Here is a 15,740-nt window from a genome sequence, read left to right as displayed (position 1 = left end):
GAAGCAGAAAGCTGTAACTCATTGATACAATGTATAATTTAAATAGAGGGAATAATTTCCCTCTTTCATTAGATGATCAAACTTTATTTGCTAATTCGATGATTTTCATTGTTACTTCAAACGATTTAAGGAACGATGATAATGGTAAAAATTCAAAGCAAGAGTGAAAGTTATGAGCACCTGTAAAATAATTAGGTGTGGTTAATCCTCTTGCTGATAGTGCCGAACCATCAGTACCACCACGCATAGCAATAGTATTAGGCTCAATATTCAATTGTTCAAATGATTGATAAATTAAATCGATACAGCGACGATCATCACCTAAATAGTTGGCAATATTACTGTAAGTATCTGTAATTTTACATTCAATTTTAGCTCTTGGATATTTACGACTAATAAAGTCTACTACGTCTTGAATATATGCTTTACGAGCTTGATATTTTGCTAAATCAAAGTCACGAATACTCATTTTTAGTGTCGTAGTACTTTGGTTACCAACGATATCATTAAACCAAAAATAGCCTTCTTTACCTTCTGTGTGTTCAGGCGTTTCGAAACTATCAAAACAATTAATAATATCATTTGCAACGCGTATAGGATTGATTAATACATTTTTAGCTGACATTGGGTGGGCAGATACCCCTGTAATATCAATGATTGCTGAACCAGCATTAAATGTTTCGTACACCACTTCACCCAACTCACAACAATCAATAGTATAAGCAAAGTCAGGTTTGAAACGGTTCAAATCAAGTTTTTTAGCGCCATTTAAACCGACTTCTTCATCAGGTACAAAAGCTACATAGATATCACCATGAGTACAATTTTGCTTTTGTAACTGATCTAACATCGTCATAACTATTGCAATTGCGGCTTTGTTATCTGCACCTAGAACACTTGTGCCATCAGTGACAATCAACTCTTGATTAAGGTATTTATTTAATTCAGGGTGTTCATTAACTTTAAACCAGATGTCTTTATCTTTATTTAATAAAATATCCTCACCATTAAAGGTAACGCGTTGAGGGTGAATTTTATCTGATAAGGCTACATCCACCGTATCTAAATGAGCAACATAACCAATGTTAGGGGCATGTGGATTATTGCCCGGTAATTTAGCCGTAACAATACTGTGCTCATCAAGATGTACATCTTGCAAATTCAGTTCAATCAATTCTTGCTTAAGTAATTTAGCTAATTCGGTTTGTCCAGGAGTAGAAGGTACTTGCGCAGATCCAACTACACTTTGACTTGGAACACTAACATAACGCAAAAAACGTTCAACTAATTGTTCAGTAATATTCATAATAAAATGACCTCTTATTGGTACTAATTATTTACGGGTGGATAAACGTAACCACTATCAAACCCAATTGGTAGACCTAAGAACCAAAAGAGTAACAAGTTTACAGTTAATGCAATAAGCAGCGCGGCAGTATAAGGAATCATCATAGAACTTAATGTGCCCACTCCTGTGTTTTTGCAGTATTGCTGGCAATAGGCAATAATTAGCGGGTAAAACGCAAACATAGGTGTGCTTACGTTCACTGCCGAACTGATACGGTAAGCGGCTTGCGTTAATTCAGGCGAAATACCCACAGACATTAACATAGGAACAAAAATTGGTGCCAAAATAGCCCATTTAGATGAAGCAGAGGTAATTAACACATTTAACATACTGGTTAAAATGATCACACCAAATATTGTTACCACCGAAGGTAAATGTAACGCTTTCAAAAACTCAGCGCCACCAATTGCAATCAATGTGCCTATTTGAGAATTGGAAAACACATATAAAAATTGCGCACAAAAGAAAGCAAAAACAATAAAAGGAATAAGTGATTTAGTGATATTTTCCATCGATTTAACAATATCGCGAGAAGACTTAAATGCCCCAGTAATAAAGCCGTGAATCAAGCCCGGAATTGCAAAAAACACAAATAATAATGGCACAATAATTTGCATAATTGGTGCTTTATTACTTGTTAAGCTGCCATCAGGTGCACGTAATAAAGAGTCTTGTGGTAATAATAAAAGTACCAAACCAGCAGCGATGACTAAAAATACGATTGATGCAACTTTAAATGCTCGATTTTCAATAGGGGTGATTGCTGGTGAATCAGCAAGGTTATCTAACTGTAAATCAGTATTTATAGGCATATTGGCCTTTAAGCGGGGCTCAACGATTTTATCGGTAACAAACCAACAAGCTAGTAGAACAAAAAAAGTACCGCCAAAACTTAAAAAATAGTTACAAAGCACATTAACTTGATAAGATGGATCGATGATCTGTGCAGCACTTTGGGTAAAGCCTTGCATGATAGGATCGATAATTGAGGGTGTATAACTAGAGCTAAAACCACCGGCTAATCCCGCAAAAGCGGCAGCAATGCCCGCAAGAGGATGACGACCAGTGGCATAAAACATCATGGCTGATACCGGCATTAAAATAACATAAGCTGAGTCTGACGCAATATGACAAACCATGCTAACAAAAATGACTGATGGAGTGACCAATTTTTTAGGTGTAACTGCCAATAACTTTTTGAGTAACACATGAATATAGCCGCTACTTTCAGCAATACCAATACCTAATGTGGCAACGATAGTAATACCAAGAGGTGGAAAGCTAACAAAATTTGGGACCATTTTAGTAAAAAAAGTTACTAAATGATCGGGTGCTAGCATATTAGCGACAACTAGTTTTTCTTTGGTAACAGGGTTGATGTAATCGAAACTGACAAAAGAAAGTAATAAAGAGGCAATAAAGCAGATAACTAAAGCATAAAAGAAAAGTGTTGTTACATCGGGGATTTTGTTGCCTATTCGTTCAATAGTATTTAAAAAGCCGCCCGTTTTTATAGGTGACGGATTTGTTGTTTGATTCATAAAAAAATTAGTGTAAATGTTGTTCGGGGCGTCAATTTATCACATATTTATAGTGCAGGCAAATAAGCAAAAACGTATGGTTTTTATACTTAAACATTATGTTAACCTTAATCACTTTTACATAAGTATGATGTTACTTCGACTTTTTTATAAATTAACTTCGTCATTGTTTGCAAAAATAGCATTTTCTTCAAAACTAAGTTTATTGAAAAAAGCATGGTGCTTTAAACGAATAGTTTGTAGACTATGTTTCATTGTCAGTGTTAAGTTATATACTTTGTATATAAATCGAATATGAATCTTTTAAAATCTTTAGCTGCCGTAAGCTCTATGACAATGGTATCGCGTGTATTAGGATTTGTACGTGATGCTATTATTGCCCGTTATTTTGGGGCAGGAATGGCAACCGATGCGTTTTTTGTTGCTTTCAAATTGCCTAATTTACTTCGACGTATTTTTGCTGAAGGTGCCTTTTCACAAGCTTTTGTACCAATTTTAGCTGAATATAAAAACCAACAAGGTGTTGACGCTACTCGTACATTTGTTGCTTATGTTGCAGGATTACTAACATTAGTATTAGCTATAGTGACATTAATCGGCATAGTAACTGCACCTTTTGTCATTATGTTAACCGCACCTGGTTTTATGCAAGAATCTACCGAAAAATTTGAACTGGCCACCAGCTTATTACAAATTACTTTCCCTTATATCTTTTTTATTTCGCTTGCGTCACTTGTTGGTGCAATACTTAATACTTGGAATCGCTTTTCTGTCCCCGCTTTTGTGCCAACTTTACTCAATGTTAGCATGATCATATTTACGCTATTTTTAACGCCTTATTTTAATCCACCGGTGTTAGCATTAGCTGTATCGGTAGTCGTTGGTGGCATCTTACAATTACTTTATCAACTTCCTGCTTTAAAAAAAATTGGCATGCTAGTTTTACCGCGTATTAGTTTTAAAGATAGCGGTGTTTGGCGTGTATTAAAACAAATGGGGCCGGCAATTTTAGGGGTTTCTGTTGGACAAATTTCGTTAATTATTAATACTATTTTCGCTTCATTTTTAATTTCTGGTTCGGTTTCTTGGATGTATTATGCTGACCGCTTAATGGAATTTCCAGCAGGTGTACTTGGCGTTGCTCTTGGTACAATTTTGTTACCTTCATTAGCTAAAAGCTTTTCGAAAGGTCATCATCAACAATATTCAGAATTGTTGGATTGGGGATTAAGATTATGTTTTTTATTGGCATTGCCAAGTACTGTGGCGCTTGGGGTTATTTCACGACCGTTGATTTCAACACTCTTTGAATATGGACAATTTACTTTAAATGATACGTTAATGACACAACGTGCATTAGTTGCTTATTCCATTGGTTTACTTGGTCTAATTTTAATTAAAGTGTTAGCCCCCGCATTCTATTCTAGACAAGATATTAAAACGCCAGTTAAAATAGCCATTATTACGCTTATCTTAACGCAGTTGATGAATTTAGTGTTTATTGGTCCACTACAACATGCTGGTTTATCGTTATCAATTGGTTTAGCGGCATGTTTTAATGCAGGGTTATTGTTTTGGCAGCTACGTAAAAAACAACTATATCAACCACAACCAGGATGGTATAAATTTTTAACTAAAGTTATTATCGCAGTCATTTTAATGTCTATAGTATTATGGTTTGGCGCACAACTATTACCTGATTGGTCAACGGGTTCAATGCTAATGCGTGTGGCACGATTATTTTTACTAGTCATTGTTGGCGTTTTTGTCTATTTTGCATCACTTATTGCAATGGGTTTTAAATTAAAGCATTTTATTAAACGTATTGACTAGCATTAAATATAATAAAACATAATGTTAATAATAAATTTATAGGAATAAGGAATGAATAAAATCGCTTTTTTTACTTTGCCGATAATTGGTAGTTTTGTATATCTTTTTTTGAATATTTTTTCTCGATTTTATGCTGTATTTAAAAGAATGGAAAACATTAATTTTTACGAATATATACAATATAGTTGTATAGATTTCATTTGTTATTTTTTTAGATACTATTTCATTGATACTTTTTGGTTTTTTGGAATATTATCGCTTATTCTTCATTATAGAAATATACATTTTGTTAATAAGGGAAACATAATATTATTGATTATAATCGTAACAATATTCTCAATAATTGTTGCATTTATACCTGAAAATCCAGCTTTATTTTTAGATGATTTATTACCAATAACCAGGATAGTAATAAATATTTTGTGGATAATCTTTTATCTCTCAATACATGCTTTTTTAGTTTATTATTTGATTCAGTTATCTGAAAAATATTTCATAAAAACTCAGCAACCATTTATGCTTACTGATAAAAATAGTTCCAATATTCATTTTATATTATTTTCAACCTTTATTAGTTTTATTTTACTTAAGGGATATGGAGTTATTCTTATTACATTTAACTTAATGGATATTCGTATTTCAAGTGAGTTATTAAATTGTGTTTATATTGCAGTTGTATTTTTGGCAATTTGTTTATCTAAAGCCAGTTTCAAAATATATTATGATAAAATTCAGATAGATGAACTTATTAAAAGTCTATTTGTTTCATCTATCATTATTTTTATCGGTATTGTTATTGATTTTTATTTTATGTTCACTAGACCGTACAATCCTTTTTTCAAGGAAACTCAATTTGTTAATTTAGGGCGCAATCTTCTTTTTTTTATATCAATTGCACTTATCATTTGTTTCGTTATGAAAAAAACAACTAAGCGTTATTTTCAAAAAAAGATGTAGATTTAGATATATAAGATTAAATGAACAAAATAATGGTTTTATAAAGAAAGGACCGATAAATATTCGGTCCTATTTTTATGTCTGAATAAACTTATTTTCAATGTAATTAGATATATTTATCCCTGTAATCAATAGTGTATTTTTTGTTACAAAAATGAACGATAAGGTAATTCTGGTTCATCAGTAAAGATATCCCTAAATCCACGATAGTGTTGATAATGCATTTTATTTTTATCGGTCGGGTAAGTATATTTACCACCAACTTGCCAAAAGAATGGTGTAAATTGATATTCAAGTCGATCTTTTTTCATTTGCCAAAGCACTTCAATTTCTCGCGGATCACTTTGGAAGTTTGACCAAATATCATGATGAAAAGGAATCACAACTTTGGTGTTAAGCGATTCTGCTGCACGTAAAATATCAGCAGATGTCATCTTATCAGTAACACCACGAGGATTTTCACCATACGAGAGTAAGGCAACATCAATTTTATGATCATTACCATGTTTAGCATAATAGTTAGAGTAGTGTGAATCACCAGAGTGATAAAGTGAGCCCCCTGATGTTTCAAATAGGTAGTTAACTGCGCGATCGTTCATACCATCTAAAATGGCTTTATCTGTTGATGAAACACCCTTAGGAAGAGTAACAAGTGAAGTTCTATCAAAAGAATCTAGTATTTTAATGGTGATATCACCTACAGTGATTGTGTCACCCACTTTAGCCACAATACAACGATCTTCTGGCACGCCCCAGCTTTTCCATAACTCAACACAAGCTTTAGGCCCAATAAATTTAACTTTAGGTGAGCAATTTTGAATCACGGCTGCTGCAACATTAACATCAATATGATCAGCATGATCATGCGTTGCCATAACTGCATCGATTTCTTTAATTGCAAAAGGATCCAACACAAATGGGCTGGTTCTTAAGTTAGGTTGTAATTCACGTACTCCCCCCATTCGCATCATTTGATGTTGCTTATTCATCAATGGATTAGCATGGGTTTTTTTACCCGTACCGCACCAAAAATCGATACAAATATTGGTATTACCTGCTGATTTTAACCAAATTCCTGTACAGGCAAGCCACCACATGGTAAAGGTATTGGGCTTAACTTCGGTCGCTTCGATCTCTTCATTGAGCCAAGTTCCCCATTCAGGGAATGTATTTAAAATCCAAGAGTCACGGGTAATTTCGTTTACTTTACTCATACTATGTTCCTTATTTAATAGTTAGACTAATATCACTTCAACTCCTTGCTTCTTAATGCATTCAATCACTTCCTTATTCGCTTGTGTGCCTGTAATTAAAATATCAATCTTGTTTACTGGGCAAAAAAGCATGCCAGAGTTTGCTTTGGTATCGATTTTTGAACTATCAACGACAACCACTAATTTTTCGGCTTTTTCTAATATTTGTTGCTCGGCTACTGCACTTAAAATTTCATTTTTGTAAAGACCGGTGGGTGTTAATGTTTTACCGCTAGTAAACATCCATTTAGCTGCATAAGAATCGGTAATGCTTGCGATTGGATTAAGAATAATATTTTGGGTTTTGTTATATAAACCGCCCATAATAATGACGTTTTCATGATCATGTTCTATTAAGTAACAAGCGAGTGGAAAGTAATTCGTGATGATAGAGACATTTTTTCCACATAATTCCCGACCTAATAAAAATGCGGTTGAACCACAATTAATCACGACATTTTCATCGTTACCACATAATTTAGCTGCTCGAATAGCAATTCGCGCTTTTTCGTGATAATGATCAGTATTGTTGTTGGCTATTGGTGCCCAGATAGGCTTTTGCTCCTCTAAACGCATAATGCCATTACGTACTTTTTTAACTCGACCTTCCTGATCTAACTTGGTGATATCTCGTCTAGCTGTTGCCGGTGATATACCGAAGTGATCAATTAATTCTGTCACTTTCACTTCACCTTTTTCATTAACTAAAGCGACGATTTCGTTATGTCGCGTTATTTCATTCATTTATGTTCCTTAATGATTTGATCAAATTTGATTACTTTGATAATAATTATCATTGCAAAACTTGTCAATTATCTTCATTGATTTATTTGTTTAAATCTAAATTTAATATTGGTAAGTATAGATATAGATTTAATTTATTGTCATTATTTTTCATTGTAATGTGAAATTGATCACAGATATTGCTGTTGGTTATTGGGAAAAGTGATCTCAATCAAAATAATCATAAATAATCATTGTGTGATTCATTATGATTATGGAATATAGCAAGCGTTAATTAAATAAATTTGATTAACAACGTACCGTATTAATTAAGCTCAAAGATTCACTTAATAGTGAACAACCATATAAAGGGCATTAGGATAAAGTTTATCTATAAATTGTAAGCGTAGTATCAACTTTCAATTTAAAAAATGCCCATAATCAATGAGAGGGGCATATGGAAGTAATCTATAACGTATTTTATATTTTTTATAGTCAAGTCATGACCAAAGCGCCTTTATTACTAGGGTTAGTAACGATGCTGGGGTACTGCCTATTAGGTAAAGACGTTACCACAATTTTAAAAGGAACCATCAAAACAATTGTCGGCTTTATGTTATTGCAAGTCGGTTCGGGTGTATTGGTTTCAACATTTAAACCCGTTATTGCCAAGTTAGCGGAATATCATGGCATTAAAGGATCGATTATTGATACTTATGCTTCGATGGTTGCTGTTGAAAATGGTATGGGAGAACATTACTCTTGGGTCGGATATGCGGTATTACTGGCACTGGCTATCAATATCCTTTTGGTTATTTTTCGACGTATTACCGGTATTCGAACCATTATGTTAACCGGTCATATTATGTTCCAACAAGTAGGACTTATTACCTTATTTTATTTTCTGTTTGGTTACGGTATGTGGGAAACCATCATCTACTCCGCAATTATTACCGCTTTATATTGGGGAATATTTTCCAACATGATGTTTAAGCCAACTGAAGCAGTAACAGGTGGGGCAGGGTTTTCTATTGGTCATCAGCAACAGTTAGGCTCTTGGATTGCCGTTAAATTAGCCCCTAAGCTTGGGGATAAAAATGATTCTGTTGATAATTTAAAATTACCAAAATGGTTACATATTTTTCACGATAGTATCGCGGCTACAGCTATTGTGATGACCTTCTTTTTTGGCATTATTTTACTGTCATTTGGTTTAGATAACTTACAAACCATGGCCGGTTCAACGCATTGGACAATCTATATTTTAGAAACAGGGCTTAAATTCGCGGTAGCAATCCAAGTGATTGTTGGTGGCGTAAGAATGTTTGTTGCTGAATTGTCTGAAGCGTTTAAAGGAATATCTGAAAAACTTATTCCTAATGCAGTATTAGCGATCGATTGTGCGGCAATTTATGCTTTTTCACCTAATGCAATGGTGTTTGGTTTTATTTGGGGTGCATTAGGGCAATTTTTAGCAATTGCTTTATTACTGGTATTTAAATCGCCGATTATGATTATTCCAGGTTTTATTCCGATGTTCTTTTCTAATGCCACTATTGGGGTGTTTGCAAACCACTTTGGCGGTTGGAAAGCGGTAATGAAGATTTGTTTTGCCATGGGCATGGTTGAAGTATTTGGTTCAGCTTGGGTTATTCATATTTTTGCACAAAATGGCACACCAATCGATTCTTGGATGGGCATGGCTGACTGGGCAATTTTATTCCCACCTATTTTACAAGGTCTATCAATTTCTCACTTATTTATCTATCTCATTATTGCTTTGGCTTTAGTGTATATGTTCTTTGCCGCTAAACAATTACGACGCGATGAAGCCAATCAAAAAATACAAGCCGACACGAATGATACCCAGCAAGATTTTAATGAACAAGTCGTTGAAAAAATGGATGAGGTAGCAATTAGCGAAGGACGTCCAATACGTATTCTTGCGGTATGTGGTAGTGGTCAAGGTTCATCGATGATGATGAAAATGAAAATTGCCAATTATCTTGATAAAAAAGGCATTGCTAATGTTATGGATTCGTGTGCGGTGACTGATTACAAATCACGATTGCCGAATGTTGACATTATTGTGGCTTCTAAACACTTAATTAATGAAATTGAGGTTAATGAAGGTCAGCACGCTTTGGGGGTACAAAATATGTTAAATCCGCAAACATTTGGTGATGAACTTATTGAACTGATTAACAAAGTGCTTGCTAAATAATTTATTGAATAAAAAGGGAGTACAACATGGCTTTGAAAGAATCATTGATAGAAAACAACTCTATTTTACTTAACGCAAATGCCGCAACCTGGCAAGAAGCTGTTAAATTAGGTACTGATATGTTGGTCGCATCTAAAGCAATTCAACCCTCTTATTATGATGCGATTATTCGCTGTGTGAACACTATGGGACCTTACATCATTATTGCCCCTAATTTTGCTATGCCTCATGCCAGACCTGAAGATGGCGTTAACCGAACTGCTTTTGCATTAGTCACACTAAATAAACCAGTCTATTTTCAAGGGGAAGAAGAACCTGTCGATGTATTAGTGACCTTAGCAGGCAGTACTTCTGATGAACATATGCAAGGCTTAATGGAGGTCACCCAAATTTTAGAAGATGAAAATAGCCCTACCGGCATCGATCTAGATAAGTTACGAGCATGTAACAATAAAGAAGATGTTTATGCTGTGATTGATAAAGCTTTATTGGGGGGTTAATTCTATGTATCAAGCTTTAAAAGAGAGAGTATTACAGGCCAATTTAGCATTACCCAAATATCATTTGGTGACCTTTACTTGGGGTAATGTTTCAGAAATTGATCGAGCAAAAGGTGTCATTGCTATTAAACCTTCTGGGGTTGAATATCACAATATGACAGTTGAGGATATTGTGGTGGTGTCATTAACCGGTGAAACAGTGGAAGGTAAGTTAAATCCTTCTAGTGATACTGCAACACATATTGAGCTTTACAAAGCGTTTGAACATATTGGTGGTATTGTCCATACCCATTCTCGTTATGCCACCGTCTGGGCTCAAGCTGAGTTAGATGTGCCAGCGTTAGGGACCACTCATGCTGATTACTTTTATGGTGATGTTCCGTGTACCCGTCGACTTACTGATAGCGAAATTACCTCTGATTACGAAAAAAATACCGGTCTGGTTATTATTGAAGAGTTTAAACGTCGAGGACTCGATCCAATGGCAATGCCTGGTGCTGTGATTTCAGGTCATGCTCCATTTTGTTGGGGTAAAAATGCTTTTGATGCTGTACATAATGCGGTTGTCCTTGAAGAAGTCGCCATGATGGCTATTGCCACTCGTCAACTCAATAAAACAATTAAAATTCAACAAGCGTTGTCAGATAAACACTATTTCCGTAAGCATGGTGCAAATGCTTATTATGGGCAAAAATAGTTCTTATAAGAGGAAAATAAAATGACAAAACCAAAACTACAAATCGCATTAGATCAAACTGAATTGCAACCCGCTTTAGCTGTCGCCAATAATGTTGCTGGATTTGTTGATATCATTGAAGTGGGTACCATCTTGGCTTTTGGTGCCGGAATTAACGGGGTAAAAACTTTACGAGAGAAGCATCCAAATCATATCTTAGTGTGTGATTTAAAAACCACTGATGGCGGTGCAATTTTAGCTAAGATGGCGTTTTCAGCAGGCGCCGATTGGCTGACAGTATCGGCAGCAGCGCATATTGCCACCATTGAGGCGTGTAAAAAAGTGGCTGATGAATTTGGGGGTGAAATTCAAATTGAACTATATGGTCATTGGACTTTCGATGATGCTAAAGCATGGCGTAAATTAGGTATTAAACAAGCTATCTATCATCGTTCTCGTGATGCCGAATTAGCTGGAGTTGGTTGGGGTGAAGAAGATTTGATTAAAATGCGTCAACTTTCTGATTTAGGTTTAGAACTTTCCATCACTGGCGGCATTGTTCCTGAAGATATTCATCTGTTTGCTGGAATAAAAACTAAAGCTTTTATTGCTGGTCGTGCGTTAGCCAATGAAAATGGACAGCAAACAGCCCAAGCGTTGAGGGAGCAAATTGCTAAATATTGGTAATTTTACATTGCAGTCGAGTAATCGACTGTTTTTGTTTTTCCTCATGTTATTGGATCATAAATTATGACTGAACAAACAATAAATTTTGTTAAACACGCGCCTAGTATTGGTATTTATGAAAAAGCGTTGCCTAATCAACTTTCATGGCAACAAAAAATGACTGAAGCAAAGTCTTTAGGTTTTGATTTTATTGAACTGTCTATTGATGAATCTCAAGAGCGTCAAGCAAGGCTAGATTGGTGTGACGATGACATTTATGCCTTACGACATTTATGTGAAAAAAATGGCATTTTTTTTCATTCGATATGCCTAAGTGCACATCGTAAGTATCCGTTTGGATCAGCGGATCCAACGATCCGCGAACAAGCCAAAATGATTATGCTTAAAGCAATTTCATTTGCTTATAAATTAGGTGTAAGAGTAATTCAATTAGCGGGTTATGATGTGTATTATGAACCTGCTGACTTACAAACCCATCAACGATTTATTGCGGGTATGCAATGGTGCGCGAAACAAGCAGAAAAAGCAGGCGTGATGTTAGCTGTAGAAATTATGGATACTAATTATCTTAACTCGTTAAGTAAATTTGAAATCCTAAAGGCAGAAATCAACTCACCTTATTTTATGGCTTATCCTGATGTGGGTAATATATCGGGATGGAACTTTGATATTAGTACTGAGCTTTTACTCAGTCGCAATCATATTGTTCAAATACACCTAAAAGATACCTATAAAGTTAAACCCAATTATGCCGGGCAATTTAGGGATTTAGTTATTGGTGAAGGAGAAGTTGATTTTGCCGCAGTATTTAACACATTGAAATTAATTAATTATTGTGCGCCACTGGTTATCGAAATGTGGGCTAATGATGATCATTGGAAAGATAATATCATCCTAGCACAGCAACGATTAAAGGCTATTGCTCAGCAGGCTAATTTCCCGCTTTTTTCTTCACTTGATTAAAATCGAAATGCTATTGATATTTTATGTTTAACTCATCACCTTTTGGGTGGTGAGGCATTTTTTTAAAATATAACCTATTGAAAAAATGAAACTATATTAAATTATGGTTTAATCACTTTTCTCATTTTATTTTTGTGATTCACCTTGTGATGAATGATATTCTAGTTGGTAATAGCGCCACCTTGTGGTATTTTGTGCAAATATTTTGGTGATTTTGCAAATTTGATATCATTGCTTGTTTAACGTGCAAATTAATCTGTTAAATTAACTTACCATCTATTTGTTATCATTAAAATTTTTATAAAAAAATAGAGAATTAACAGGTTTTAGATAGACTAATGTACAAATTATCCTTTTTTAAGTTGCCCTTTATTTTTATAACACTATTTCTTATTTCAAGTGCTTTTATTTTCAACATTAGATTTGGTATAACTTTTCTTGCTACTTTTCATGACTATAAAAATTTATGGTCTTCACTGTATAAACTTACCCCTTATCAATTGCTACGTTCAATTCCCGAATGTCTACTTTTATTTGGGGTATCTGCAATTGCATTTTATCGAATTAACGTTCATTTAGTGACCTTAAAAAATATTATTCTTATTATAATAAATGTACTGATTGTTTGTGCTATTGGTTATTTATTAAGTGTTATAGCCGATTTAATGTTTGATGAAATATTCATCAATTATATCGATGTTGATTCATGGTTATTTATTTTAGTGCTAAGTATTATTCCTGATAGTCTATTTTATTTGTGTGCAGGTTTACTGACTTATTATTGCATTAGGGGATTAAATAATCAGTTTGAAAAGAGTGCGTTAGTTTTTGAACTTAATACGCTTAATAGCTGTAAAATTCATTTTATTTTATTTTTAGTCTTTTTCTTTTTTACTTTGATTGGTTTCCCGTCTTTTATTTTAGATATTTTGATCCAACAAGATCATTATCTTATTTCGATTGGCCGCCATATTGCTTTCCCTTTTATCTGTTATGTGTTGACTTTCTGTGTTGTTATAGTTGTTTGCAAAAACATGTTTACTCAAGTATTTATGGTATTACAGATTGATAGAATTGTGAAAAGTGTGGTTTATTCGAATCTGTTTATTTTTGTGTTTAATTTTACTCTTTTTAGCATTGCTGAAAGCTTATTTGACTTGACTGTTAGCCAAATCACTTTACATGATTACACTGCGTTAGTATTAAAAATAGCACTAGCAACTATCTCGTTTATTTTATCTTGTTTGATTGTGCGTAAAGTTACCCAGTACTATTTTTATCGAAACACTGGGTATAGCTTAACGTTATAATAGTGTTGTTTGTTGTTGCTTAAGTGAATCGGCAATGTGCTGTTGTGTTTTTAATGTTCGAATATTTTGTAATACTTGTGCCGCTTGAAAATAGTGCGATTTTAAGTAAGCTAGCCATTGTTTGATGCGCGCTGAATGATAAAGCGGTTTAACCTCTTCGATAGTTGTTGTAGCGTAATTGATTAAAATTTCTAAAATTTGTTGCCACTGTAACTCTGCATCATTAAAACGAATCATATTGGCTAAGTTTGGGATCGTTAAAATACCACGTCCAAGCATAATGTCTTGGCTTTGACTTTGGATAAGACAGTTTTGCGCATCTTTAACGGAAAAAATCTCGCCGTTAGCAATAACTGGAATATTTAATTTTTGTTTAATTTTTCCTATTGTTTGCCAATCGATTTTGTCAGCTTGATAACCGTCAGTTTTTGTTCTTCCATGAATGACAATTTCATTTGCTCCTGCCTGTTCAATCGCGTTAGCAATGTCTAAACAGTAAGATTTGTCTGTCCACCCTAAACGAATTTTGGCTGATAGTTTTGCCGTTGTGCCAATAGCGAGTCTTGTTTGTTCAACAATATTAAATATTTGTTCTGGGTATTGTAATAAGTAAGCGCCGCCGTGGCTGCCCACGACTGTTTTAGCAGGACAACCAAAATTGATATCTATTCCATACGAACCCAACTCAATAGCTTTAACCGCATTTTCTGCCATCCATTGTGGTGATTGCCCTAAAATTTGCACACGCACAGGCGTACCGGACGCTGTTTTTCCATCATGGTAAAGTTCAGGGCATAGACGGTAAAATGTTCGGTTAGATAATTTATGATGAGTCACTCTGACAAATTCTGTCACACAATAATCAAATTGATTAATTTGAGTTAAGATTTTTCTCACATTATAATCTAACACGCCTTCCATCGGTGCTAAGATGATACGATTGAATTTCATTGTCGTGCCTGCTTATTTTGTTCATTACCACAGATTGAGCAGTTAGGTTGTTTTGTCAGCTTAACTTGATTAAATTGCATGCTCATTGTATCAACCATTAGTAGTCGACCCGATAACGGTGTGCCATAATGAGTAAGCACTTTTATTGCTTCTAATGCTTGCATTGAGCCAAACATTCCCACTAAAGGGGCCATTACCCCAGTTTCAACGCAACTCAATTGATCGTCGCCAAATAAACGACTCAGGCAATAGTAACAAGGTTCATCATGCTGATAAGTAAATACAGTTAATAAACCTTCCATACGAATGGCTGCACCAGAGACTAGTGGTGTTTTAGTTTGAAAACAGCAACGATTAATTTGTTCTCGAGTGGTTAGATTGTCGCTACAATCAATCACAATTTGATGATGTTTGATAAGTGAAAGTAAGCGACTATCATCCAGTTTTTGATTCACTGTATTTATGATAGTATCTGCATTGCGTTTACTTAGCGTGTGTTTTGCAACTTCAACTTTATATTGATTGATTGTTTTTTCTGTATATAAAATTTGCCGGTTTAAATTTGATTTTGTCACGGTATCAAAATCAACTAAGGTTAACTTTCCAACGCCAGCCGCTGTGAGGTAAAGCGAAGCTGCACAGCCAAGTCCGCCTAAACCAATAATTAGTGCCGCACTATTTTTTAACACTTGCTGTTTTTCAATATCAAAACCATGCAAAGTTATTTGCCTATCGTAACGAAATAATTCTTGATCAGTTAGCGCTTGCATAATA

General features: G+C 34.6%; 14 protein-coding genes. 8 read left to right on the top strand and 6 right to left on the bottom strand.

The genetic code is table 11. The features are described from left to right. Nucleotides 1–76: 76 nt before the first annotated feature. Nucleotides 77–1,306: a peptidase T gene (gene pepT / locus J3U63_RS09035; RefSeq protein ID WP_267334492.1), complete on the bottom strand. Its 1,230-nt coding sequence runs from the start codon at nt 1,304–1,306 to the stop codon at nt 77–79. A 23-nt stretch (nt 1,307–1,329) separates the two neighbouring features. Next, on the bottom strand, nt 1,330–2,889 hold the full coding sequence (locus tag J3U63_RS09030) for an AbgT family transporter (RefSeq protein WP_267334490.1): 1,560 nt from the start codon (nt 2,887–2,889) through the stop codon (nt 1,330–1,332). 294 nt (nt 2,890–3,183) lie between these two features. Here J3U63_RS09030 and murJ point away from each other — a divergent pair, with 294 nt between their 5' ends. Together murJ and J3U63_RS09020 are read left to right on the top strand one after the other, a co-directional pair. Beyond that, entirely contained in the window at nt 3,184–4,722 is a 1,539-nt protein-coding gene (gene murJ, locus J3U63_RS09025; protein ID WP_267371339.1) for a murein biosynthesis integral membrane protein MurJ, read from the top strand. 51 nt (nt 4,723–4,773) lie between these two features. After that, nucleotides 4,774–5,679 carry a hypothetical protein gene (locus tag J3U63_RS09020; RefSeq protein ID WP_267371337.1) on the top strand — a complete coding sequence of 302 codons (906 nt, stop codon included), beginning with the start codon at nt 4,774–4,776 and terminating at the stop codon, nt 5,677–5,679. A gap of 146 nt (nt 5,680–5,825) precedes the next feature. Here the strand turns inward: J3U63_RS09020 and ulaG are convergent, their stop codons facing one another. Both ulaG and ulaR read right to left on the bottom strand, forming a co-directional pair. Further along, on the bottom strand, nt 5,826–6,893 hold the full coding sequence (gene ulaG, locus J3U63_RS09015) for an L-ascorbate 6-phosphate lactonase (RefSeq protein ID WP_065634263.1): 1,068 nt from the start codon (nt 6,891–6,893) through the stop codon (nt 5,826–5,828). Between the two features lie 21 nt (nt 6,894–6,914). Then, nucleotides 6,915–7,676, bottom strand: a complete 762-nt coding sequence (gene ulaR, locus J3U63_RS09010; RefSeq protein ID WP_267334485.1) for an HTH-type transcriptional regulator UlaR — start codon at nt 7,674–7,676, stop codon at nt 6,915–6,917. Between the two features lie 436 nt (nt 7,677–8,112). Here ulaR and J3U63_RS09005 point away from each other — a divergent pair, with 436 nt between their 5' ends. The 6 genes from J3U63_RS09005 (at nt 8,113) to J3U63_RS08980 (ending at nt 14,015) form a co-directional block, all read left to right on the top strand. After that, on the top strand, nt 8,113–9,879 hold the full coding sequence (locus tag J3U63_RS09005) for a PTS ascorbate-specific subunit IIBC (protein ID WP_267347509.1): 1,767 nt from the start codon (nt 8,113–8,115) through the stop codon (nt 9,877–9,879). A 26-nt stretch (nt 9,880–9,905) separates the two neighbouring features. Then, nucleotides 9,906–10,379 carry a PTS sugar transporter subunit IIA gene (locus J3U63_RS09000; RefSeq protein ID WP_267334481.1) on the top strand — a complete coding sequence of 158 codons (474 nt, stop codon included), beginning with the start codon at nt 9,906–9,908 and terminating at the stop codon, nt 10,377–10,379. Nucleotides 10,380–10,383: 4 nt separating this feature from the next. Next, nucleotides 10,384–11,076 (top strand): L-ribulose-5-phosphate 4-epimerase, encoded by a 693-nt coding sequence (locus tag J3U63_RS08995; protein WP_267334479.1) that lies wholly within the window; start codon nt 10,384–10,386, stop codon nt 11,074–11,076. A 21-nt stretch (nt 11,077–11,097) separates the two neighbouring features. After that, a complete protein-coding gene (locus J3U63_RS08990; RefSeq protein WP_267334477.1) occupies nt 11,098–11,742 on the top strand; it encodes a 3-keto-L-gulonate-6-phosphate decarboxylase UlaD in 645 nt (214 codons plus the stop codon). 63 nt (nt 11,743–11,805) lie between these two features. Beyond that, nucleotides 11,806–12,705: an L-ribulose-5-phosphate 3-epimerase gene (locus tag J3U63_RS08985; RefSeq protein ID WP_267371335.1), complete on the top strand. Its 900-nt coding sequence runs from the start codon at nt 11,806–11,808 to the stop codon at nt 12,703–12,705. A gap of 338 nt (nt 12,706–13,043) precedes the next feature. Further along, nucleotides 13,044–14,015 (top strand): hypothetical protein, encoded by a 972-nt coding sequence (locus tag J3U63_RS08980; protein WP_267347513.1) that lies wholly within the window; start codon nt 13,044–13,046, stop codon nt 14,013–14,015. Here the strand turns inward: J3U63_RS08980 and dusC are convergent. Together dusC and J3U63_RS08970 are read right to left on the bottom strand one after the other, a co-directional pair. Further along, the gene (gene dusC, locus J3U63_RS08975; RefSeq protein ID WP_267334471.1) at nt 14,010–14,966 is read right to left on the bottom strand and encodes a tRNA dihydrouridine(16) synthase DusC; all 957 of its coding nucleotides are present in this window, start codon (nt 14,964–14,966) and stop codon (nt 14,010–14,012) included. The genes J3U63_RS08980 and dusC overlap by 6 nt on opposite strands. Then, nucleotides 14,963–15,736 carry a molybdopterin-synthase adenylyltransferase MoeB gene (locus J3U63_RS08970; protein WP_267371333.1) on the bottom strand — a complete coding sequence of 258 codons (774 nt, stop codon included), beginning with the start codon at nt 15,734–15,736 and terminating at the stop codon, nt 14,963–14,965. The genes dusC and J3U63_RS08970 overlap by 4 nt, the downstream gene beginning before the upstream one ends. Nucleotides 15,737–15,740: the final 4 nt, after the last annotated feature.

It is taken from the genome of Gilliamella sp. B2838, from assembly GCF_026536185.1.
Taxonomy (GTDB): Bacteria; Pseudomonadota; Gammaproteobacteria; order Enterobacterales; family Orbaceae; genus Gilliamella.
The sequence above is the reverse complement of the archived record's forward strand: the minus strand, read 5'-3'. Positions and strand labels throughout refer to the sequence as shown.